Below are 22,494 nucleotides of genomic sequence, written 5' to 3' on the forward strand. Positions count from 1 at the left end.
CGAACACGTCTATCCACCCTTGACGTCGGGGATACCTCCCTGGATGTCGCGCACCGCCCATTCCTGGGTCGGGCTGCTCGCCTGCGTGGTCTTCTCCAACTGGAGCCGGTAGGCGCGGGTCTCGGTCGCCTTGGATCCCTCACCCGGCGTCTGCCAGACCACCCACACCCAGGCCTGCGTGGTCTGCCCGGTCTTCCATTCGTACGGCGTGGACGGATCGGCGCCCTTCGGCAGGAACACCCTGGCTTCCTGGATGGTCGGCGAGACCAGGACGCGGTTGAGGCCGGCCCTGGTGCGAGCGGTGGCGTTCGGCGTCACCAACCGCTGCAGCGCCGGCCCGTCGGACGCGCCCCACGCGGTGAAGAACTGCTCGAAGAACTGTCCCTGGGTGAGCGCCTCGCTCAGCCGGGAGTCCGTCGCCGACGGCGGCTTGACCTCCGGGGCGGCCGCGAGGTTGGGCTGGGGCATCTCGCCGATGTCGCCGACGATCCGCATGCCGTTGGCGTTGGCCAGGTCGGCGACGTAGACGGGGACGGTGACGATCCGGCTGCTGCCGGACTCGGTCAGCACTCGTACGGTCATCATCCTGGCGTTGCCCTGCAGGCCGGGTACGTCGATGGGCTCGGAGTCACCGGTCCACGTCGAGTCGGCGACGCTCTGGGAACCCTCGCCGTTCCATCCGCAGCGGGGGTCGGTGCCGCTCGAGACATATCGCGCCAGTTGTCGCTCGCGCGCGTCGTTGGCGCCCGGCGTGGGGTCGTGGGTGAAGCAGAGCCGCGCGTAGTCGGCGGCGAACTGGCCTGCCTCGGCGGTCGGGAACGCGGTGAGGCGGTAACGAGCGAGGTCGGCCCCGCTCAGCCGGGGGTTGTTGTCCCGTCCGGTGGAGATCCCGAGCGCGAACGCGGCGTACGCGACGACGCCGAGGGCCATCAGACAGGCGGTGACGACGAGCGCGACCCGCAGCCCGGCGTGAGCGGCGCGGCCACCGGAGAAGCGGCCTCCGGGTGCCGGCACGTCGAAGTCGCCGCGGTTTCGCCGGCTCCGCTTCGAGGCGGTCGGGACGGGTGCCGGTGCGGACCTGGTCCGCGCGGGCTTCTGGGCGTTCTTCTGGGCGTTCTTCTGGGCGTTCTTCTGGGCGGCCTTGGCCTGGGCGGCCCGGCTCTTCCGCTCCTGGCGTTCGCGGTGCTTGCGCTGGCGTCTGCTTTCGGGCTTGGCAGGCGCGTCGTCGAGTTCGCCGAGGTCAGTGGCGGCCCAGGCCGGGTCGTCGACGTCAGGCTCAGGTGGCTCCGACCGCGACTCGTCCCGCCGGTTGCGGGCCTCCTCCCTCACCCGCCTGGACACCGCCGGACCGGAGTCACCGGTGACGGCGTGGCCGTTGGTAGGCGTGGTCGGTTCGTTCGGCCCGGCCGGCGGCGCCGCGGACGAGCGTGCCGGGGAAGAGCCAGCGGTCTCCGGCAGATCCGAGGTCGGCTGAGCTTCCCGCGCCGGCTGGGGCTCCTGGTCCGGCCGGGGCTCCTCGCCCGACTGGCGCTCCTGGACCGGCTGGGCCGACTGCCCCGGCTCTGGCGTGGGAGCACGCTCGGGTCGCGACGCCGGGGCCGATTTCGGCCTACCGGAAGCACGGAGGTCGTCGGCGTCCTGGGCGGCAGCCCGCTCGGCGGATTCCGGCTCGACGGCAGCCTGCTCGGCGGCGTCCTCGCCGGGCGACGCCTCGTCGACCGAGGCGTCGTCCGTCGCCTCCGGCGCATCGGAGACGTTGCCGCCCCGCTGCCAGGAGAACCGCATCCGCGCCAGCGGTGTAGTCGGTTCGTTCGGTTCTGTCATGACCCTACTGTTCTCGGCTACTTGCCCGTAGTAGTCACGATAGGCGTCCATGACCCCCTAATGCCTGCCGGTGGGGGCCACGATGTCCGAACGCGGGTCATCCGTTATCGGGCGTTCGAGCGTTTCTCCACGATGCGGGAGACCAGCCGTGTCAGCTACTCGCCGAGTATCCAAACATGTACGAAGCGGACATACGGCCGGCCGCAGGACCTCGCGACGTCAGTGGCCGAGGAGGGATCGGGCGATCGTGGTCGCGGGGCGGGTGGCGTCGGCGCGCAGGACGGCGAGCCGGTCGAGGTAGGACTGGTCCGGCCCCTGGAGCGCCTTGCGTACGGCCGCCACCACGTTCTGCCGCAACTCGTCCCGGTCCGCGGCGCCGTCGGCGGGACCCGGCAGCGTGGCGGCCACGGGTTGGCCCACCCGGTCGGCGAACGCCGTCACCTTCGGGTCGTACGACAACGCCACGAACGGCCGGCCGGCTCCGGCGGCCGCGATCAGCGCGTGCAGCCGCATGCCGAGTACGGCGGTGGCGCCGGCCACCGCGTCCAGCGCGGCCTGGTGCTCGTCGCCGGCGGGCCCGGCGTCGGCCACCTCGGCACCGTCGCCGAGGTCGCGGGCCAGGTCACGGGCCAGGTCGGCGTCCTGGCCGGCGTGGAACGGCACGAGTACGACGTCGGCGTCGGCCGCGAGTTCGGCCAGCGCCGAACGCACCGCGGGCAACCAGTGCTCCGAGCCCGCCCACGGCCGGAGTGCGACCGCCAGCCGGGGCCGCTCGCCGCCGAGCGAGGGCACGTGACCCGCCGACAGGTCGACACCGAGAACCGGGTCGGGTACGAGGTCGACGTCCCGGACGCCGAGCCGTTCGGCCAGCGCCACCGAGGCGGCGTCTCGCAACGCGACGTACCGCGACGCCCGCAGCGCGGCCCCGGTCAGGGCGCGGTTGACCGGCCGCCGCACCGGACCAAGTCCCTGCGCGTACACGAACACCGGCGTACCCACCGCCCGCGCGGCCAACATGGTGCCGGCGTAGAACGCGACCGGCCGGGCGCTGGTGACGTCCTGGAGCAGGCTGCCGCCACCGGCGACCAGCGCGGCGCTTCCGCGCAGGGCGGCCAGCACGGCCCGGACGTCGGTGCGCGACACCGCGTCCACCCCGTGCGTGCGCCGGGTGTGGTCCGGGTCGCCGGAGATCACCACGAACGTGGGCTCGGCTTCTCCCGTCGAGGTCGCAGCGGATACCCCCGCCAGGGACTCCGCCGCGAACGCCGACCGCAGCGCCGCGATCTCGGCCGCGAGGATCGCCTCGTCCCCCGCGTTGCCGAACCCGAAGTAACCGAGCAGCGCGATTCTCATCCGCGTACGTCCTCCTGCCTCGTGGGCGCAACGCGTGCACCCGACTGCCCCGACTGCCCCGATCGCCTCGACTGGCCGGCCCGCCTCGCCCCCGACTTCGACCGCTTACCGCCCGACCTCGGCCGGGCGGTAAGCCAGGCGAGTACCGCCGCCGCGAGGGCGCCGAGCACGAGCCCGCACGCGCAGGCGTACACCGTGCGCAGCAGGGCCGCCGCCACCGGCGTGTGGAAGTGACCGAACGTGTCCACCGTGCTGGCCGTACCGACCGCGGCGACCACCGCCGCCACCCAGCCGACACCGAACCGGCCGCCGCGCGCCGTCAGCAGCAGCGCGACCACCAGCGCAGGCAGCCCGAGGAACGCCTCCTTGAACCGCGGCCGGATGTACAACGCCTCGTCGAGGGTGTCACGGAGCGAGAGTTCGAAGCCGGGCGCGGCACCGGAGTTGCCCGAACGCAGCAGCAGGTAACCGATCAGGGCGAGCGCCACCGCGGTGACGAGGATGTGCCGCGGCCGCACCGCCCGGATCGCCCGGGTCAGCCGCCTTCCCCACGGCGGTGCCGGTGCACCCGCGCCGGCACCGTGCAGAGAGGCTCGGCGCCTACGGGCGTACAGCAGCAGCGCATACACCGCGACCAGCACCGGCGGGCCCACCAGCAGCGCCTTCACCCCGATGAACGGCGCCAGGCCGACCATGGAAAGGCTCCGGGCGCCGAAGGCGGCGACCACGACTCCGGTGGTCACCGCGACCCACACCCCGAGGGCGTACGCCGAGAGCGCCCGGCCCCAGCCCTCACGCCGAGCCCCTCTCGGCGACTCCCCCCACCCCGCCAACCCTGTCAACTCCACCAGCCGGACCGGACCGGCCGCCGACCTCATCGCCGCCAGGACGGACAGGACCGCGCCGGCGGACCCGACCACGAACGTCACGAGTTGCCAGGGCAGCAGCCGGTCGGTGACCAGGGCCGCGAGCCCGGCGACCCCGGTCAGCGCGACTCCGGCGGCGGTGATCGTCGCGGCCATCCGGCGCCGCGCCATCGAGCCGAGCCACCAGAACGCGGCCATCGCGAGCAGCACCAGCCCGCCGGCGAGAACCAGCGCCCGTGCCCACAGCTCGGGTTCCACGGCGGCCAGCGCCTCGGGCGTGCCGAGGTGCAGCCCGACGGGAAAGTCGCGGGTCAGCGGCGGGACGAGGTCCAGGACGGTGGACAGCGGCAGCTGCGACCGCGGATCGGTGCCCGAGGCGCGCAGGATTACCAACCGGACACCGCGTTCCTTCTCGGCGCGGTGGGCGCGCACCACCATGCCCTGCCGGTCGTAGTCGGTGGTGACGGAGATGACGTGGGTGCGGATCAGCCGGCCGGGCAGCCGACTGGCGTACGCCACGTCGCCGGCCGGGGAGTACATGTCGGGGAGCGCGAGGTCGAAGTCGCGCGAACGCAGGAACTCGGTGAACCCGTTCAGGTCGGCAACGCTTCCGCCCGCGAAGGGCAGTGGACCGAGCGCGAGAACCGTCCGGCTTCCCGCCATCGACGCCGCCTGGTCGAGTTCGGCCTCCAGCCAGGTCCGGCCGGACGTCACCCGGGCGGGCAGCGCCAGCACCACGTGGAACCCGGCCTGCCACAGCAACCTCAGCCGGCCCAGGTCGTAGCCGACCGGGACGTCGTCCAGGTCACGCGCTCCGGCGACGCGGAGATAGGGCACCATGTCCGGCGTGGTCGCGGTGCTCACGCGGTCACCGAAGCGGGTGGTCAGTGCCTCGACGGCCCGCGCGAATGTCCCGTCCGGGTCGTACGGACGGCCCCGGATGACGATGGCCTGGCCGGGTCGTTCCATCGCGGCCGGGATCTCGCCCCGCCCGGCGCGGCGTACGTCGACCGGTGTGAGGTCACCGGACTCGACGTAGTCGCGCACCGACCGCATGCCGACCACCAGCGCCCCGACTCCGCTGCTGCGTACCCGCTTCAGCACGTCGGACATCCCCGAGGTGCCTTGGCCGTCGGTCCAGTTGCCCACGGAGGAGTCGACGGCGGCGACGTTCACCGCGTTCGAACGGTGTTCGGCGAGGATCCGCGTCCCCAGCCCGGGCAGCACGAGCATGACCGCGAGTAAGCAGCCGAGCGCGACCCGGGCTGGTTTCACGGGGAACCTCATACCGGATCTCGGTGAGCGCCGGACCGACGCGCCTCCTCGGCCACGTCCACCGGGGGCATCTCGTGCGGTACGGCGTCCGACGTCGGTCCAGGCGTGGCCCTCGCCGCGTGCCTCGGCGTGTACGCCGGTTCCCGCTCCGGTGTCGACCCGGCCGTCGACCCGGGCCCGGAGCCGTCGGCCGATCCCGCGCTCGCCGCCCCGTCCGGAGACGGAGTGGAATCCGGCGCGCCACCGGACCGGCGCAGCCGCCCGCGTACCAGTCGCACCACGTCACCGACGTCGGAGGGCCGGGGCATCAGGGCGAGCAGTCGGGCGCCGGTCACCTGGCGGTAGCAGCCGAGCAGGACCCCGGCCGTCCCGGCGTAGGCGATCACCGACGCCAGCGCCGCGCCCTCGATGCCGAGCAGCGGGATCAGGGCCAGGTCGGCAGCCACCGTGAGGATCGCGCCCACGCCGGTACCCACCGACACCAGGCCCGGCCGTCCGCGTCCCTTCAGGTCGGCGGCGAGGATCCGGGCCAGCGCGAGCGGCAGCATCGAGGCGAGCAGGAGGAGCAGTGCCGTGGTGCCCCGGCGGTACGTCGGGCCGAAGAACAGCCCGAGCACCAGCGGCGCCACCGCCGCGAGGACGACGACAGCCGCCAGCGTGGTCAGCAGGGTGATCCGCGAGGTGCGTTCCGTGGTCGCGGTGTCCCGCGGGTCGGTCTGGGCGGAGACGTGCGGGAACAGCATCGACGACGCGGCCGTCGACGGCTGGCCGACGACCTCCGCGACCCGGGTGGCGACGAAGTAGACGCCGGCGAGGTCGAGCCGGAGCAACGCCGGCACCAACAACAGGTCCAGCCGCAGGTTGAGGAACGTCAGCACGTTGCCGAGCTGCCCCGCCAGGCCGAGCCGCATCGCGTCCCGGGAGAACTCCCGGTCGAACCTCGGCCGGATCGACCCGGTCGCGCGGCGCAACACGACCAGGGCGACGAGCGCGGGTACGGCGATGCCGAGCCCGGTCGCGAGGACGTAGCCCTCCGCGGTCCGGCTGACCACGGCGAGGATGAGCACCGTGCACCCGAACGTCGCGGCACTGCGGGCCACGTCGGCAAAGACGTACGCCCCGCGGCGATGCAGGCCGAGCAGCAGCGCACCGACCACCTCGTACCCCACCGTGGCCAGCGCGATCACCGCGGCGGCGCCGATCAGCAGCGGCACCTGCCGGCCCACCACGAGCGGGCCGACGACGACGCCGGCTCCGGCGGTGAGCACCGCACCGACCACGAGCGCCCCCAGGGTGAGCCCGAGGACGGCACCGACGACGGCTCGCTGCTCGCCGGGACGGCGGCCGAGGAAGTAGACGGCGGAGATGTTCAGGCCGCCGTTGGCGACAATGGCGATCGCCCAGCCGAGAGTGAGGCCGACCCCGGAGACGCCGAGCGCGGCCGGGTCGAGCAGTCGGGCCGCGACCACACCGGCCAGGAACTGCGCGACCACGGACGCCAGTCGGGCCGCGGTCAGCGCGACCATGGCCGAACCCAGGTTCCCCCGCTGGGGTGCGGCGTGGCGCACCGCTGGTCCTCCGAAGTGTGTGGTGAGGTGGGAGGCCGCCGGCACCACGTCGAGTGCATTGCTGCGTCGACTGCCAGGCGGCCTCTTCTGCCTGGTCACCCTAGGCTGCCTTCGTGTGCGGCACTGCCCACGGGTCCCGCGGCGGCGCCGTCCGTACGGATTCACGGACGGCTCGGACACATGTTGAGACTGTCGTTGCGCCTGGCGTGGGTACCGGCGTCGGCACTCCCGGAGACGGGAGTCGACCGCGAACTACTTCAGCAGGCGGGACAACCTACGGTCCGCGAGCGGCTTGCCGCCGGTCTGGCAGGTGGGGCAGTACTGCAGGCTCGAGTCGGCGAACGACACCTCGCGCACCGTGTCGCCGCACACCGGGCACGGCTGCCCGGTACGCCCGTGCACCGCGAGGTTGGTCTTCTTCTCCGCCTTGAGGTCCTTGGCGGCCAGCCCCCGCGCACGGACCGCGGCATCGGTGAGCACCGAACGAACCGCGGCGTACAACGTGGCGGTCTCGGCGCCGGAGAGGCCGTTCGCCGGCTTGAACGGCGAGAGCCGCGCGGCGTGCAGGATCTCGTCCGAATAGGCGTTGCCGATGCCGGCGATGCGCGCCTGGTCGGTCAGGATGCCCTTGAGCTGGGCCCGACCGGCGGCCTTGAGGACGTCGCCCAGGGCCTGCTCGGTGAACTCGTCGGCCAGCGGGTCCGGGCCGAGGCGGGAGACGCCGGGTACGAGTGCGGGGTCGGTGACGACGTAGGTCGCCAGTCGCTTCTGGGTGCCGGCCTCGGTGAGGTCGAACCCCATGCCGTCGCCGAGGTGCACGCGTACCGCCAGCGGGCCCTTGCCCGGACGCGGCGGCTTTTCCGCCAGCGAGGTGCTCCACCGCAGCCAGCCGGCCCGGGCCAGGTGGACGATCAGGTGCAGGTCGCCGGCAACCTCGGCACTGCCCTCCGTGCTCCCCTGCGCGCGCATGGTGAGGTCCAGGAACTTGCCGTACCTGCCGACCGCCGCGATCGTCCGGCCGGCGAGGTCGGTGATGGGCGGCTGGAACGTCTTGAGCGCGCTGATCGCCACCGCGTCCACGCGCGTCACCGTGCGGCCGACGGCCTCCTCGCGCAGGAACTCGGCCAGCGCCTCCACCTCGGGCAACTCGGGCATGCCCACATCCTGCCCCGGGTGGCAGGTTCCGGACCAGTCGATCTGTGCCCGTGGAACCGTCCCGGGGTATGCGAGGCGGAGAAATCGCGGCATGATCGACGCATGTCCGACGTCACCCCGCTGCCGGTTCACGGCGAGGTCTTCCTCGACGTACGCGGAGACGACCGCACCCTGCGGGTCAACTGGCACCCGCAGGTGGGATCCGACGGGCTGGTCGTCCTGTCGCTGTGGCGGGACGACACCTGCGTCGGGTCGTTCCGGCTGCGGCCGCGAGACGCGCACCTGCTGTCCGACCTCCTCGCCCGCGGTACGCAGCTCCCTTCGCACGACAGCCACACCGACTCCCACGACGCCTACGACAGCTCCTACGACGATGCCGACGACGACACCGAGACGATCGTGCGAATCGGGTCCGGCGACCGGCGCCCGCGGGACCCGTCCTACCTGCCGCGGGCGTTTCCCACCCACCGCGGCTCCTCGGTCCGCCCACCGAACGCCGGCGGGCTGGACAGCCGCAGCGCCTGATCGAGCCGGGCGAGGTACTCCGCGCGCGGGATCTCGATCGCACCCAGCGACGCCAGGTGCGGCGTTCGCCACTGCAGGTCGAGCAGGCGCAGCTCGGGGTCCGGCTCCTTGGCGAGGAGGTCGACCAGGCCGACCAGGGCGACCTTCGAGGCGTCCCGGACCCGGTGGAACATCGACTCGCCCGCGAACAACCCGCCGATCACCAGTCCGTACAACCCCCCGGCGAGCTGGCCCTCGGGAGTCCACGCCTCCACCGAGTGCGCCCAGCCGAGCTCGTGCAGCCGGACGTACGCGGCGGTGATCTCCGGGGTGATCCAGCCGCCCGGCCGACCGGGGTCGGCGCAGGCCTCGATGACGTCGGGAAACACCGTGTCCACCCGGACGGTGAACCGCGCGCACGACTGCCGCAGCGACCGCGACACCCGCAGGCCGGTCACCGGGAGGATGCCCCGCTGGGCCGGCGACCACCATGCGGTCGGCGCCGAGCGCCGGACCGGCATCGGGAAGATCCCCTTGCGGTACGCGGCGAGGATCGTCGCCGGGTCCAGGTCGGCGCCCTGACCCACGAGGTCCTCGTCACCGGCGAGGTCGGGTGTGGGGAACTCCCAACGGGAGGGCGGCAGATCGGTGGGCACGCACCCATCCTGCCCAAGCCGGCGGCTGCCCGCTCGGGCGACGTCGGCTCGGGGTTCCGTCCAGGCCCCCGCCGGGCGCGGTCGCGAGCCCGTCGCACGGGGACGGAAGGGGGCGAGATCCGACCAGCCGCGCGGAACCCGGCATCAGGACGTATCGTTTCGTCAGATCGCTCGTCCAGGACGGAGCCGGCCAGGGGCTCACCGGCCAGCGCTCCCGTCGATCGGATCCGTACAGATCTCCTACAGATCTCTCGTCGAATGGACAGGTGGACCATGGCCGTAGGAAAGATGGTCGCGCGCAGCCTGGGGCCGATGGCCCGCCAGGTGACACCTCGGGCCGCGGCGGGACTGTTCCGCAACGTCCTGGACGCCGCCATCGACGGCCGCGGCCGGTTCCCCGGTGCGCTGGCGGTCGCCGACCGGCACCTGGCCCGCGCCGAGGGCGACCACACCAGGGCCGCCGACGAGGTGGTCGAGCAGCACGTCCGGCTGGCCGGCGCACAGGGGTTCGTGACCAGCCTCGGCGGGTTCGCGATCCTTCCGCTCGCCCTGCCGGCCAACATCACCGGACTCGCCGCACTCCAGGCCAGGATGGTCGCGGCGATCGCCCACCTGCGCGGGTACGACCTCAGCGACCCCCGCATCCGGACGGCGGTCACCGCCTGCCTGCTCGGCGACGAGGCGGTGACCGAACTCGTCCGCAAGGGCTCGCTTCCGTCCACTCCGCTGGCGATCGCGACCGCTCCGGTGCACGACGCGGAGCTCGACCACCGGGTGGCGACCGAGCTCGGCGCGATCCTCGCCGCCCAGGTCGGCGGCAAGCGGCTCAGCCTCACCGTGGGCCGGCGGATCCCGCTCCTCGGCGGCGGAGTCGGCGCCGTCGTGGACGCCGTGGCGACGTACCGCGTGGGCCGGTACGCGCAGAGTGAGCTTCCACCTCGACGTTCGGCATAACGTCAAGCGTTCGGCATTCCGAACAAAGTCCGGAATCGGAAAGCGTCTTCCACCCGCTCCACCTAGGCCATACGCTGCGGAAACGCTTCGACGAAACCCCTGCGCGCCGTCGAAGCAAGCCGGGCGTGCGCGGCCTCGTCGTCGACTCCGCAGGCGCCTGTTCTCATCGATGCTCGTCTCACGAAACGAGGTGAACATGGCGCCCAACCGACGCACGTTTCTCGCGGCGGCCTCTGGACTCCTTGGCACCGCACTTCTCGGCACCTCAGGTTGTGGCACCCGGGGTTCCTACCTCACTCCCGAAGGCACCCTGAGCCTCTGGTACTGGAACCGTTCGATCAGCGACACACTGCTGGCGAAGACGCCCAAGGCGACCGGCGTCAAGCTGACCGCGCAGAAGATCGGCGGCGACTTCAAGTCGAAGTTCCTCACCAGCCTGGCCGGCAAGGCCTACATCCCCGACATCGTCGGCCTGAACGAGGACGTCGCGACGTACTTCCCCGACGCCGACCAGTTCGTCGACCTGTTCGACGTCGGCGCCAAGGACGTCGAGTCGGAGTTCCTCGACTGGAAGTGGCAGCGCGGGGTCAGCCCCGACGGCCGGATGGTCGGCTTCCCGATGGACACCGGGCCCACGGCGCTCTTCTACCGGCACGACCTGTTCGACAAGGCCGGGCTGCCCAGTGAGCCCGACCAGGTGGCCGCACAGATGTCCACCTGGGAGAAGTACCTCGAGGCCGGCTCGACCCTGGTCAAGAAGCTGCCGAAGACGTACATGATGCCCAACGTCGACATGGTCTACAACCAGGCGCTGGCCCAGCAGGGCAAGCGCTACATGGACGAGAAGAACCACTTCATCGGCAACGGGCCGCAGGTGCGCCAGCCCTGGGACCTCGCGGTGGACGCGTACCACCGCAAGATCACCTCCAACACCAACGACTGGACCAGTGACTGGAACGCCGCCATGAGCACCGGCCGGGTCGCGTCGTTCGTCGGCGCGGTCTGGATGGGCCAGGTCCTCACCGACGCGGCGTCGGGCACGTCCGGCAAGTGGCGGGTCTGCCGGGCACCCGGCGGCGCCGGCAACAGCGGCGGCTCGTTCCTCGGCATCCCGAAGTCGTGCCGCGACCCCGAGGCCGCGTTCAAGGTGATCAAGTACCTCCAGTCACCGGAGAACCAGCTGATCTACGGGCTGAACGAGATGCAGCTCTACCCCTCCGCGATCGCCTCGCTGGAGGACCGGCGGGCACAGGTGAAGGACAAGTTCTACGGCGGTCAGGTCATCAACGAGGTCTTCGCCACCTCGGCGAAGAGCGTCAAGCCGGTCTACCTCAGTCCGTACGACAACGTCGTCGGGCCGGCGTTCTCCGACCAGATCACCAACATCTGGAGTGCCGGCAAGAACCCGGACCGGGCGTGGAAGGACGCGCTCGCCGAAGCCGACCGACAGCTCTCCCACCTGGGGTTGATCTGACATGACCACCACGACGCCGATCACCGCCCCGGCACAGGCTCCGGAGGATCGCCGCTCGACCGGCACCCACGCGGGCCGCACGAAGTCCGAGCTGCTGTCGCTCTACCTCGCGATCTCGCCCTTCTACATCCTGTTCGCGATCTTCGGGTTGTTCCCGATCGGGTTCTCGCTCTACCTGTCGTTCCAGAGCTGGGACGGCATCGGACCGATGAAGTTCGTCGGGCTCGCGCAGTACCAGTTCATGCTGTCGGACCCGATCTTCTGGAAGTCGATCGTCAACACCTTCCAGATCTGGTTCATCTCCACGATCCCGATGCTGTTCTTCGCGCTCGTCATCGCGTTCATGCTGAACCAGCAGATCCGCGGCCGCAGCGCCTACCGCATCGCGTACTTCATTCCCAACGTCACCTCGATCGTGGCCATCGCGATCATCTTCGGCTCGATCTTCAGCAACAACTTCGGTCTGCTGAACGCCGCACTGGAGGGCATGCACCTCAACACGGTGGAGTGGCTGAACACACCGTGGGGCATCAAGGTCGCCATCGCCGCCATGGTGATCTGGCGATGGACCGGCTACAACGCGATCATCTATCTCGCGGGTCTGCAGGCGATCCCGACCGAGTTGTACGAGGCCGCCAGGGTGGACGGCGCGAGCCTGTGGCAGGTCTTCTTCCGGATCACGGTGCCGCTGCTGCGCCCGATCATCCTGTTCACCGTCATCACCTCCACCATCGGCGGCATGCAGTTGTTCACCGAGCCGCAGGTGCTCGTCGGCAACGGCGGCGGCCCGGGCTCGGAGGGCTCGACGATGGTGCTCTACCTCTACCAACAGGCGTTCATCAACAACCAGTTCGGCTACGGCGCCGCGATCGGCTGGGGCCTGTTCGTCATCATGATTCTGTTCTCGCTGATCAACTGGCGGCTGGTGCAGGGCGCCGGTAACCGGGGTTCGCGGAAGGGAGTGCGCGCATGAACGCCGTAGCCGCCCGGCGCGTGTGGTCCGTCGTCACCCACGTACTGCTGCTTCTCGGCGTCGCCGTCTCGATCTTCCCGTTCTACTGGATGTTCGTGATGGCCAGCCGGACGACGCAGGACATCTTCAAGTTCCCGCCGGAACTGCTGCCGGGCACTCACCTGCTGGAGAACTTCGGCAAGGTCTTCGACAGCGTTGACCTGCTCGGCTCCACCGCCAACACCATCTTCGTGGCGGTGGTGACGACGGTGCTGGTGTTGTTCTTCGACTCGATCGCGGCGTTCGCGTTCGCGAAGTTCGAGTTCCCGGCCAAGAACCTGTTGTTCGTGGTGCTGCTGGTGACGTTCATGATTCCGTCCCAGCTGTCCACGGTGCCGTCGTTCGTCATCATGGCGAACTTCGGCTGGGTGGGTTCGTTCCAGGCGCTGATCGTGCCGGGCGCGGTGAACGCGTTCGGCATCTTCCTGCTCCGGCAGTACGCCCAGGGCGCGGTGAGTGCCGAGCTTCTGGACGCCGCCCGGATCGACGGCTGCAACTTCTGGCGGCAGTACTGGCACGTGGCGGTTCCGCTGCTGCGGCCGGCGCTGGCGTTCCTCGGGATCTTCACGTTCATCAACGCCTGGAACGACTACTTCTGGCCGTTGGTGGTGCTGATCGACCCGGGCCGCCAGACGCTGCAGGTCGCGCTGTCGCAGCTGAACGGCCTCTACAACACCGACTACAGCATGGTGATGGCCGGCACGCTGCTCGCGGTGATCCCACTGATCATCGTGTTCTTCCTCGGCGCCCGGCAGTTCCTCGCCGACCTCGCGGCCGGTGCTGTCAAGCAGTAGTTGACATGTAGTGCGCAGGTAGGGAAACGACGGTCCGCGGAGCGGCCGGCGACAATGACGTCGCCGGCCGCTCCCGTCTGTGTCGACGGGCGGGCGAGGGGCCTTCGCCGCGGCTATCCTCGACCGGTGAAGAGGCGCGGATCGAGCAGGCGGGGTGCGGGCGCCATGCTCCCGCGCGGTGTCCGCGCACTCCTTCCGGTGCTGGGCGCGAACGGCGGAGTGGGGCGTTCGGCACTGGCCGGGCTGCTCGCCCAGGTGCTCGCGCCGACCACTCGCACCGTGCTGGTCGACACGGTTCCCCGGGGTGCCTCGCCGTGGGCGGACTGGCTCGGCCTCGGTGTCGCCCGCGGTGATGCCCGAGACGTCGACCGGGACGAGGCGGTCGGCCTGCCCGGAGCACTCGTACCTCCCGGTCGTCCCCTCGACCCTGCCGCGGTGCGGGACGCGGCACTGCGTCGATCCGTCCCCGAGCGCCGGCGCCGCCGCGGCGACGACCTGCCCGACCTCGGCGCGGACGCGGCCGACGGACCGGGGTACGACGTGCTCACCGACGCCCGCCCGTGGACCCGGCCGCCGGTCGCGGTGCCCGAGGACCCGCGGTGGTACGCCCACCTGCTGGAGACCGGCGGCTGGTTCGCCGGGGTGGTGGACACCTCGGCTCCGGTCGCGCTGGCGCACGTCGCCGCCCGCAACGCCGCCCGGCCTTCGGCCCTGGACGAGTGGGCCCGCCGGCCCGACGCGGTGCCCGTGCTGGTCACCTCGGCGAGCGGGTTCGGCGCGGCCGCCCTGGCCCGGCTGGTCCAGGTGCTCGAACACGACGGCCTGTCCGTCGACCGGATGGTGGCCGCGGTGGTCGAGGTCACCGGCACCGACCCGCCGAGGTGGATGGACGGCGAGCTCGCGCCGGTACGCGAACGCCTCGCCGCCGTCGTACGCGTACCCCACGACAAGGCGATCCGCGCGGACGGGCTGGCCCGGCTGGGCGACCTCGCGCCGGGCACCCTCGCCGCGGCCCAGGAGATCGTGACCAGGGCGGCGGAGTTGGTGCGCCCGGGCCCCGCGGCGGAGACGTCGGCACTGGGCGGGCCGAGCGGCCCGCGTGGCCCGAGTGGTGAAGCCGCCCCGGCAGCTCCGGCGGTGGCCCCGGGCCGGGCGCCGGCGCCGCCCGCACGACATCGGGGACCGGATGATCCTGACACCCAGCAGTCCGGCTGGGTGCCCAGGCGGTAACGGGTCTGAGCCCGGGTAGCTCAGCCGAGCCAGCCGGGCCGCACCAGCCCGGCCTCGTACGCGAACACCACCAGCTGTGCCCGGTCACGCGCGCCCAGCTTGATCATCGCCCGGCTGACGTGCGTCTTCGCGGTGGCCGGGCTGACCACGAGCCGGGCGGCGATCTCGTCGTTGGACAGTCCCTCGGCCACCAGGGCGAGCACCTCGCGCTCGCGTTCGGTCAGCGCCGCCAGGTCGGCGCCGCGTACCGGCTCCTTCGACCGGTTGGCGAACTCCGCGATCAGCCGCCGGGTGACCCCCGGCGACAGCAGTGCGTCCCCGGAGGCCACCGCGCGTACACCGCGCAGCAGTTCCACCGGCTCGGTGTCCTTGACCAGGAACCCGCTCGCGCCCGTGCGCAGCGCCTCGAAGACGTACTCGTCCAGGTCGAAGGTGGTGAGGATGACCACGTGCACGCCGGCGAGTTCGGGTTCGGCGACGATCCGGCGGGTGGCCTCCAGCCCGTCCACGTCGGGCATCCGGATGTCCATCAGGATGACGTCCGGACGCTTCGCCAGCGCGTGCTCCACCGCCTGGGCGCCGTCGGCGGCCTCGGCGACCACCTCGATGTCGGGCTCGGCGGCCAGCAGGGCCCGGAAACCGGCGCGGACCAGCGCCTGGTCGTCGGCGAGCAGGACCGAGATCATGGTGCTCCCTCCCGCGGCAACTCCGCGTACACCCGGAAACCTCCGCCGGGCAATGGTCCTACGCTCAGCCGCCCGCCGAGCGCACCGACGCGTTCGCGCATGCCGGGCAGGCCACTGCCGCCACTGGCACCCGCATCGCTTCCTTCGCCTCCGCCGGTCGGCGTACCGCACCCGTCGTCGGTCACCTCGACCGTCACGGTCCGGTCGGCGTACGCGACGCGCACCACCGCCGAGCGGGCGCCCGCGTGCCGCAGGACGTTTGTGAGCGCCTCCTGCACGATCCGGTACGCCGCGGTGTCGACGCTGGACGGCAGCGGCTCCGGCGTACCCTCCACGTCCACCCGGACGTCGAGCCCGGCCGCCTGCGTGCGCGCCACCAGCTCGGTCAACCGGCGCAGGCTCGGGGCGGGCTGACGCGGGCCGGGTTCGTCGACCTGGCGCAGGACGCCGAGCACCGACCTGAGCTCGACCAGCGCCTCCTTGCTGGCCTGCTTGATCGCGGTCAGCGCGGTCCTGGCCTGCTCGGGCTGGGCGTCCATCAGGTGCAGCGCCACCCCGGCCTGCACGTTGATCAGCGAGATGTTGTGCGCGACCACGTCGTGCAGCTCGCGGGCGATCCGCACGCGTTCCTCGCTGAGCCGGCCCGCGGCCTCGGCGGCCTTGGCCCGCCGGCTCTCCTCGACGCGTTCCTCGCGGATGCGGTTGAGCTCCGAGCCGATCAGCACCGCCAGCAGCCAGCCGGCGACCACGATCGCCGCGACGATGCCGGGACCCTCGCCGGAGGCCCATCGGTAGGCGATGTGGCCGAAGTACACCACGCCGGCGGTCAGCCAGGCCGCCCAGCGGTGGCCGTACCGCACCGCCTCGAACAGCGCCACGATCGCGGAGGCGAAGAACGGGCCGTACGGATAGCCGATCAGGATGTAGGCGAACGACACCGCCATCACGAAGTACAGCACCGCGACGGTCCGGACCCGACGGAAGACGAGTGCGGCCGGGCCGAGGAGCAGCAGCACGATCGCCAGCGCGTCGACCGGCCTGGTGGCCGGCTGGTTGTGGGCGGCGCCGAGCGTTCCGCCGACCTGGAGGAACGCCAGCACGATCGGCAGCTTCACCGGCCACGACCCGACCGCGCGCCAGGACCACCGGGCGGTGGGCCGGTCGCGCGGCTGCTTGGCGGGCGGGAAGGTCACGAGGGAACGCTAGGTCACCAGGGCACCGGTCGGCATCCGTCCGGCGCGGGCGGCTTGCCTACGACGCGGGGAGTACAACGTCCACCGGCGGCCCCGATCGCACCCTGCTACCCCTTCTGCCGTACTTCTGCCTCGGGCTGGGACTCGGCCGCCGCCAGCAGCTTCCAGAAGTCCGCGACCCGGAGCGAACCGGGCGGATCGCCCGCCCGGGCCGCCTCGTTGGCGAGCCGGCGGGCGAGCTCGTTGGCCGGGGTGGGTACGCCGTGCAGACGGCCGAGCAGCACGATCTCGCCGTTCAGATGATCGGCCTCGATCGCCCCGGTCGACCTGGCCAGGCTCTGCCAGGACGAACTACCGGTGCGGGACTGCCCGTTGACCGGGCGGACCTGGATCAGGTCACCCCGCCGGGCCCGGTCCTCCGCGAACGACATGAACTCGATGCCGGCCGCCTCGAGCACCGCCGAGCCCTCCGCGCGCAGCCGCTCGACGATCTCCCGCGGGTCGCCGCCCTCGGCGTCGCCGGAGCGGCCGCACAGCGCGTCGATGGCGTTGCCGAGGTTGCCGAGCAGCTTGACGTACTTCCCGCGCATGATGTCCGGGCGCGGCTCGCAGGCGAACGTCGCGGACCGGAACGCCGCCGCGATCCGCTCGGCAGTCTCGTCCACCCCGCGCGGGAAGCGGCCCAGGTCGAGGATCCCGGTCACCGGCGCGGACTGCGCCTGCACCACACCGGGCGTCAGGTGGGTCGCGGGGAACATCACGTGCACGCCGTAGACGTTGGCGAAGTGCCGCAGGACGGTGGGCTCGTTGGCCACGCCGTTCTGCACGCACACCACCGGCGTCGCGGGGTCGGCCACGGTGGCGAGGGCGCGTACGGCGGCCTCGGTGTCGGTGCTCTTCATCGCGAGCAGCACGACATCGCCCGGGCGCCAGTCGATCTCGTCCGGCCCGGAGACCGCGGGGATGGGCACCGTCTCGCTGCCGTCGGGCGACTCCACCCGCAGGCCGCCGGCCCTGATCGCGGCCAGGTGCGCACCGCGGGCGATCAGCACGACCTCGTGCCCGGCGGCGTGCAGCCGGGCACCCAGTACGCCGCCGATCGCGCCCGCGCCGTACACGACGAACCGGCGCACGTCGCCGGCGTGCCCAGGCGAGGCGGTCTGCGACGCGGCCGCGTCCGCGGCGGCAGAGGAGGAGGACGAGGGAGAGGAACCGGTGTTGCCGGGGTGATCCGAAGCCACGGACCGAGCCTGCCAGCACCCTGCCCCGATCGCCAGCCGGTGTCCGCCCGTCAGCCGCGGGCCGGTTTCCGCGACGGCGTACTCCCTACGGTGATCAGCCGCCCGGCACCCAGCGACCCCACGGCGGGCAGGTCGACCACCCGGACGGAGCGGTCGGCCGCGAGCCGCCGGACCCGCACCGGTGGGAGCTGGTCGCGCCCGCGCGCGAACACGAGGTACGACACCGGCGTGTTCGGCGGCAGGTCACCCGAGCGCACCTGTCCGAGGCTCGCGGTCGCGCAGCCGGAGTACCACCCGACCTCGGGCTGGTAACCGGTCACCACCACACACCGCCCGGCCGGCCCGGCGACCCCCGCGGAGTCGCCGACCGCCCCGCCGGACTCCGCCGCCAGCGCCGCGGCCGCCGCCACCAGCGACTCCCGCTCGCTGGTCACGTCGCGCAGCGGTCCGCGCGCGACGAGCACACCGGTCACCGGCATCGTCGCCACCGCACCGGCGGCGAGCGCGCCGAGCAGCAGCCGGGTGCGGGCGCGGGACCACCTGTGGGCCAACTCGGCCAGTACGGCAACGCCGGCCAGCGTCAGCAGGAACACCGACAAGAACACGAACCTCGGCTCGCCGTGCGCGGCCAGTCCGATCGAGACGACGAGCGTGACGGCGGCGAGCACCACGAACACCGTCCGGCGGTCCTCCGGCCGCGGTCGGCGCCGGGCCAGCCGCCATGCCGCGAGCGCTCCCGCCACCAGACCGGCGGCCATCACCACCCCACCCCAGGGCCCGGCAAGTTTCACGGGGAACATGCGCAGGTAGAACAGCAGGCCGCCGAGCCCCTCCGGGTGGCCGGCGTCGGCGGATGCCCGCACCATGCCGAACGGCGACCCGGTCCGGCGTTCGGCGGTGACGAGGTGCGGCGCCAGCCCCACCGCCAGCACCGCGGCCGCGCCGAGCAGGCCGCGCCACCTGGCCAGCCAGGCTCGTGGCCCCCAGACCACCGCGGCGGCGAGGGCCAGGGAGAGGGCGCCCGCCAGCGCGCCGTACCGCAGGTAGAACGCACCGAGCGCGAACCCGGCCGCGGCCGGCAGCCACCGGTCGCGGCCGCCGGCTCGCTGGGATCCGGTACGCCGGACCAGCACCGTGTTGCCTTCCTGGGCGCGCACCAGGCAGTACGCCGCTCCGGCCAGGAGCCCGGCGGTCCCGACATCGGTGAGGAACTCCGGGACCCGGCGCACGAACCCCGGCCCGGACAGCACGAGCAGGGCGACCACGACGCCGCGCGCCGGCCCGAGCAGTCCGATCCCGACCCAGCAGAACAGCCCGAACGCCAGCAACGCGAGCAGCAACCCCACGGCCCGGACGGACGCCACGCTCTCGTGCACCGCGAGTGCGGCGTAGCCGAGCGCCGGCAGTCCGGGCGCGCGGTGATCACCCCACTGCGCGCTCGGTGCTCCCGTCAGCCAGGACCGCGCCTCGGTCGCGTAGACCGCCTCGTCGTGCCCGAGATAGGGGATCGACGATTGGAGTGCCGCCCAGACGGCGGCGGTGAGCGCGAGGACGCCGAGTACGAAAGCCCAGGTCGGAGGCCTGCGTGCGAGCCGGTCCAGGCGCATTGTCCGTATTGCAGAACGCGATTTCATTATTTGAGACATACCTTCGGCCGTTCCCGACAACCGTTACTGTGACTTCCGGTCACGAGTGCCAGCAGGAGACTCGTCCACCACGGCCCACGGCGCGACCCGCGCCGGCCGACGTGGTGGCCGGGACTCGCCAGCCCCGGCTTGCTGGCCGGCAACCCTCCTCCGCGGTGGGGTGCCCCGGGTGAGGACCAGGTCGCGCCGACCGGTGCGGCAAGCGCGGGACCCCAACGCCCACGGGTCCCCGAGACCCGTGAGGTGTGCTGTGAGCCTTCTGAGTGCCGTGGCCGTCAGGGCCGAACGCCGTACCCCCGACATCCCGCTCCCGTCCCCGGCCATCCGGGTGACGTCCGGTGCCGTTCGTTCCGCTCCTGCGGCGCACGTGGGTGCCGCTCCGCTGCTGCCCGTGGTGGGAGGTGACCTCCCGGTGCCGCTGGTCACCGGCGAGACCAGGGCGTACGCCAACCTCGACTACGCCGCGAGCGCGCCGTGTCTGTCCGACGTGGCCGCGCACCTGGCGCAGGTAGCGCCGTACTACGCGAGCGTGCACCGGGGTGCGGGATACGCGTCCCGGGTCAGCACCGCGCGCTACGAACATGCTCGTGCCCAGGTCGCGGCGTTCGTGGGAGCACGCGCCGACGACGTGGTCGTGTTCACCCGCAACACCACCGACGCGCTGAACCTGCTGGCCCGGTGCGTGCCCGGCCGCACCGAGGACGGCGCAGAAGGCAACGAGAGCGAGGGCAGCACGACCGCCCCCGACGCGGGTGACGTGCTCTTCCTCGACATCGAGCACCACGCCAACCTGCTTCCGTGGCGGCGCGGCCGGCACCGGTGCGTGGTCGCCGGTACGACGCAGCGAGCCACTCTGGTCGCCCTGCGGGCCGAACTCGCCGCCCGCCCGGCCGCGCTGGTCGCCATCACCGGCGCGTCCAACGTCACCGGCGAGGTGCTTCCCCTGGCCGAGATCGTCGCCGCCGCGCACCAGGCCGGCGCCCGCGTCGTCCTGGACGCCGCCCAGCTGGCACCGCACCGGCGGATCGACCTGACCGCCAGCGGCGTCGACTACGTGGCATTCTCCGGGCACAAGCTCTACGCGCCGCTCGGGTCCGGGGCCCTCGTCGGCCGCCGCGACTGGCTGGACGCGGCCCCGGCGTACCTCCCCGGCGGCGGTGCCGTGCGGGAGGTCACACTCACCGGCACCACCTGGGCAGATGCCCCGCAACGCCACGAGGGCGGCACGCCCAACGTGCTCGGCGCCGCGGCACTCGGCCAGGCCTGCGAGACCCTGGCCGCACTCCCCGACGGCGCGCTGGCCGCGCACGAGGAGGCGCTGCGAGCCCGCCTGGTCGCGCGGCTGGACGCCCTTCCCGGCGTACACCGGCACCGGATCTGGCGGGACAGCCCGGACGCGATCGGCGTGGTGGCGTTCAGCGTCGACGGCTACCACCCCGGACTCGTCGCGGCGTACCTCTCCGCCGAGCACGGCATCGGCGTCCGCGACGGGAAGTTCTGCGCACACCCGCTGCTGTCCCGCCTGGGCGCTCCCGACGGGACGCTGCGGGCGAGCTTCGGCGTGGGCAGCAAGCTGGCCGACGTCGACCGGCTCGCCGACGCGGTCGAGGACCTGCTGGTGGCCGGTCCGCGGTGGGAGTACGCCGTGGTCGACGGGCGCTGGGAGCCGGTGGGTGACACCCGGCCGGTGCCGGAGTGGGCCGGCACGACGACCGACGGCGCTGACGGCGCCGCGTCCCTGGGCGGGTTCGCCGGCACCGGCGGCGGGTCTCCGTGCGAGCACGAGGCCCGGCCGTGACCGATCGTCTGCTGCCCCTGCTCGACGTCTTCTGGAACGGACGCCGGGGCGACCACTTCGACCAGCGGTGTCGGTGCCCCGCTGGTCCGCCCGCCTGACCTGACCGAAAGGCACCTGCCCGGTACGGGCGTGGGACCAGCGGTTCGAGCAACCCCTCGTCGGCTCGACTCGTTCTCCGGAGACTCCCATGTCCGCGACATCCCTGAACTTCAGCGACACCTCCGTCCCCTTCACCGCCGGCCGTCACGCGGGCGGCCGGTTCACCGTCGACGTACCCAGCGTCGCCTCCGCCGCCGCGCTGGTGCGCCGGGTCGCCGCCGAGCCGCGACTGTGGCAGGACCGGCTGCGCTTCGGCCACGGCGACGAACGCTGGTACGCCCGCCTCGACGTCGACCCCGACCACGAGGTGTGGCTGATCGCCTGGCTGCCCGGACAGGACACCGGCCTGCACGACCACGGCGAGGCGCTCGGCGCGTTCACGGTGGTGCGCGGTGCACTGACCGAGACCACCGTCACCCCGGCCGACGGCGCGACGATCGGCCGTACGACGGTCAGCGGTACGGCCGGCGCCTTGGCCGGTGGCCGGATCAGCCCCGGCACCGTCGTACGTCCCACCCGCCGGCACTTCGCCGCGGGTCAGGTCCGCGGCTTCGGGTATGAGCACGTCCACGACGTCGCCAACACCGGTGACGTGCCCGCCGTCAGCATCCACGCGTACGCGCCCGAACTCACCGCCATGACGAGGTACGCCGTGGTGGACCGGCGGCTGACCGTCCTTTCCTCCGAGCGCGCAGGAGTCGACTGGTGACCACATCCGTACGCCCGACGCCCGAGCGGGACGCGCCCGTACGCCGCACGATCGACGACGTCCTCGCGCAGGCGCGCGCCCGGCTGACCCGGCTCGGTCCGGAGCAGGCGTACGACCGGGTGCGGGCCGGCGCGGTGCTGGTCGACATCCGCCCCAGCGAGCAGCGGGCGCGGGAGGGCCACGTCGAGGGTGCGGTGCCCGGTGCGCTGGTGGTCGAGCGGAACGTCCTGGAGTGGCGGTTCGACCCGGCCAGTGACGCCCGGCTGCCGCAGGCGACGGGGTACGACGTGGAGGTCCTCGTCCTGTGCTCGGAGGGCTACACGTCCAGCCTCGCGGCGGTCGCGCTGCAGGATCTCGGCCTGCACCGCGCGACCGACGTCGCGGGCGGGTTCGTGGCCTGGGCCGCCGCCGGCCTGCCCACCCGATCCGGCTGACCGAGCCGAAGTTCCTGGTCACC

19 protein-coding genes and 1 riboswitch are annotated in these 22,494 nt (G+C 72.5%); of the genes, 9 read left to right on the top strand and 10 right to left on the bottom strand.

The genetic code is table 11. The features are described 5' to 3' along the window. Nucleotides 1-9: 9 nt before the first annotated feature. From F4554_RS00245 to F4554_RS00265, 5 genes are all read right to left on the bottom strand, one after another. Complete coding sequence (locus F4554_RS00245; protein ID WP_179785485.1) at nt 10-1,824, bottom strand: conjugal transfer protein; 1,815 nt, start codon at nt 1,822-1,824, stop codon at nt 10-12. A gap of 219 nt (nt 1,825-2,043) precedes the next feature. After that, nucleotides 2,044-3,177 (bottom strand): polysaccharide pyruvyl transferase CsaB, encoded by a 1,134-nt coding sequence (gene csaB, locus F4554_RS00250; RefSeq protein WP_179785486.1) that lies wholly within the window; start codon nt 3,175-3,177, stop codon nt 2,044-2,046. Continuing rightward, entirely contained in the window at nt 3,174-5,318 is a 2,145-nt protein-coding gene (locus tag F4554_RS00255) for a DUF5693 family protein (protein WP_179785487.1), read from the bottom strand. The genes csaB and F4554_RS00255 overlap by 4 nt, the downstream gene beginning before the upstream one ends. Nucleotides 5,319-5,326: 8 nt before the next feature. Then, nucleotides 5,327-6,886: an oligosaccharide flippase family protein gene (locus F4554_RS00260; protein WP_179785488.1), complete on the bottom strand. Its 1,560-nt coding sequence runs from the start codon at nt 6,884-6,886 to the stop codon at nt 5,327-5,329. A gap of 252 nt (nt 6,887-7,138) precedes the next feature. After that, complete coding sequence (locus F4554_RS00265) at nt 7,139-8,041, bottom strand: Fpg/Nei family DNA glycosylase (protein WP_179785489.1); 903 nt, start codon at nt 8,039-8,041, stop codon at nt 7,139-7,141. 102 nt (nt 8,042-8,143) lie between these two features. On the opposite strand from F4554_RS00265, the gene F4554_RS00270 reads away from it, so the two are divergent. After that, nucleotides 8,144-8,566, top strand: a complete 423-nt coding sequence (locus F4554_RS00270) for a hypothetical protein (protein WP_179785490.1) — start codon at nt 8,144-8,146, stop codon at nt 8,564-8,566. Here the strand turns inward: F4554_RS00270 and aat are convergent. Next, entirely contained in the window at nt 8,482-9,201 is a 720-nt protein-coding gene (gene aat, locus F4554_RS00275) for a leucyl/phenylalanyl-tRNA--protein transferase (protein ID WP_179785491.1), read from the bottom strand. The two genes, F4554_RS00270 and aat, sit on opposite strands and share 85 nt — an antisense overlap. Before the next feature lie 273 nt (nt 9,202-9,474). Between aat and F4554_RS00280 the strand changes: the two genes are divergently transcribed. The 5 genes from F4554_RS00280 to F4554_RS00300 all read left to right on the top strand — a co-directional run bounded on the left by F4554_RS00280 (nt 9,475) and on the right by F4554_RS00300 (nt 14,665). Then, a complete protein-coding gene (locus F4554_RS00280) occupies nt 9,475-10,155 on the top strand; it encodes an EcsC family protein (protein ID WP_238341171.1) in 681 nt (226 codons plus the stop codon). A 196-nt stretch (nt 10,156-10,351) separates the two neighbouring features. Further along, nucleotides 10,352-11,629, top strand: a complete 1,278-nt coding sequence (locus F4554_RS00285; RefSeq protein WP_179785492.1) for an ABC transporter substrate-binding protein — start codon at nt 10,352-10,354, stop codon at nt 11,627-11,629. 1 nt (nt 11,630) lies between these two features. Then, on the top strand, nt 11,631-12,602 hold the full coding sequence (locus tag F4554_RS00290; RefSeq protein ID WP_179785493.1) for a carbohydrate ABC transporter permease: 972 nt from the start codon (nt 11,631-11,633) through the stop codon (nt 12,600-12,602). Next, complete coding sequence (locus F4554_RS00295; protein WP_179785494.1) at nt 12,599-13,435, top strand: carbohydrate ABC transporter permease; 837 nt, start codon at nt 12,599-12,601, stop codon at nt 13,433-13,435. Before F4554_RS00290 ends, F4554_RS00295 begins: the two co-directional genes overlap by 4 nt. Before the next feature lie 126 nt (nt 13,436-13,561). Next, nucleotides 13,562-14,665 (top strand): hypothetical protein, encoded by a 1,104-nt coding sequence (locus F4554_RS00300; RefSeq protein ID WP_179785495.1) that lies wholly within the window; start codon nt 13,562-13,564, stop codon nt 14,663-14,665. Nucleotides 14,666-14,685: 20 nt separating this feature from the next. On the opposite strand, the gene F4554_RS00305 is transcribed toward F4554_RS00300, so the two are convergent. From F4554_RS00305 to F4554_RS00320, 4 genes are all read right to left on the bottom strand, one after another. Further along, nucleotides 14,686-15,351: a response regulator gene (locus F4554_RS00305; RefSeq protein ID WP_179785496.1), complete on the bottom strand. Its 666-nt coding sequence runs from the start codon at nt 15,349-15,351 to the stop codon at nt 14,686-14,688. Continuing rightward, the gene (locus F4554_RS00310; protein ID WP_202889079.1) at nt 15,348-16,544 is read right to left on the bottom strand and encodes a histidine kinase; all 1,197 of its coding nucleotides are present in this window, start codon (nt 16,542-16,544) and stop codon (nt 15,348-15,350) included. The genes F4554_RS00305 and F4554_RS00310 overlap by 4 nt, the downstream gene beginning before the upstream one ends. 107 nt (nt 16,545-16,651) lie before the next feature. Beyond that, a complete protein-coding gene (locus F4554_RS00315) occupies nt 16,652-17,785 on the bottom strand; it encodes a ketopantoate reductase family protein (RefSeq protein WP_337795800.1) in 1,134 nt (377 codons plus the stop codon). Nucleotides 17,786-17,835: 50 nt separating this feature from the next. Next, nucleotides 17,836-19,392, bottom strand: a complete 1,557-nt coding sequence (locus tag F4554_RS00320) for a glycosyltransferase (protein ID WP_179785497.1) — start codon at nt 19,390-19,392, stop codon at nt 17,836-17,838. Between the two features lie 142 nt (nt 19,393-19,534). Then, nucleotides 19,535-19,642, top strand: a riboswitch (SAM riboswitch). 39 nt (nt 19,643-19,681) lie between these two features. Here F4554_RS00320 and F4554_RS00325 point away from each other — a divergent pair. From F4554_RS00325 to F4554_RS00335, 3 genes are all read left to right on the top strand, one after another. Next, nucleotides 19,682-21,229: an aminotransferase class V-fold PLP-dependent enzyme gene (locus F4554_RS00325; protein ID WP_337795801.1), complete on the top strand. Its 1,548-nt coding sequence runs from the start codon at nt 19,682-19,684 to the stop codon at nt 21,227-21,229. Between the two features lie 187 nt (nt 21,230-21,416). After that, the gene (locus F4554_RS00330) at nt 21,417-22,037 is read left to right on the top strand and encodes a cysteine dioxygenase (protein ID WP_179785498.1); all 621 of its coding nucleotides are present in this window, start codon (nt 21,417-21,419) and stop codon (nt 22,035-22,037) included. Then, the gene (locus F4554_RS00335) at nt 22,034-22,471 is read left to right on the top strand and encodes a rhodanese-like domain-containing protein (protein WP_337795802.1); all 438 of its coding nucleotides are present in this window, start codon (nt 22,034-22,036) and stop codon (nt 22,469-22,471) included. Before F4554_RS00330 ends, F4554_RS00335 begins: the two co-directional genes overlap by 4 nt. Nucleotides 22,472-22,494: the final 23 nt, after the last annotated feature.

The organism is Actinopolymorpha rutila, assembly GCF_013407855.1.
In the GTDB taxonomy this organism is placed as follows: Bacteria; Actinomycetota; Actinomycetes; order Propionibacteriales; family Actinopolymorphaceae; genus Actinopolymorpha; species Actinopolymorpha rutila.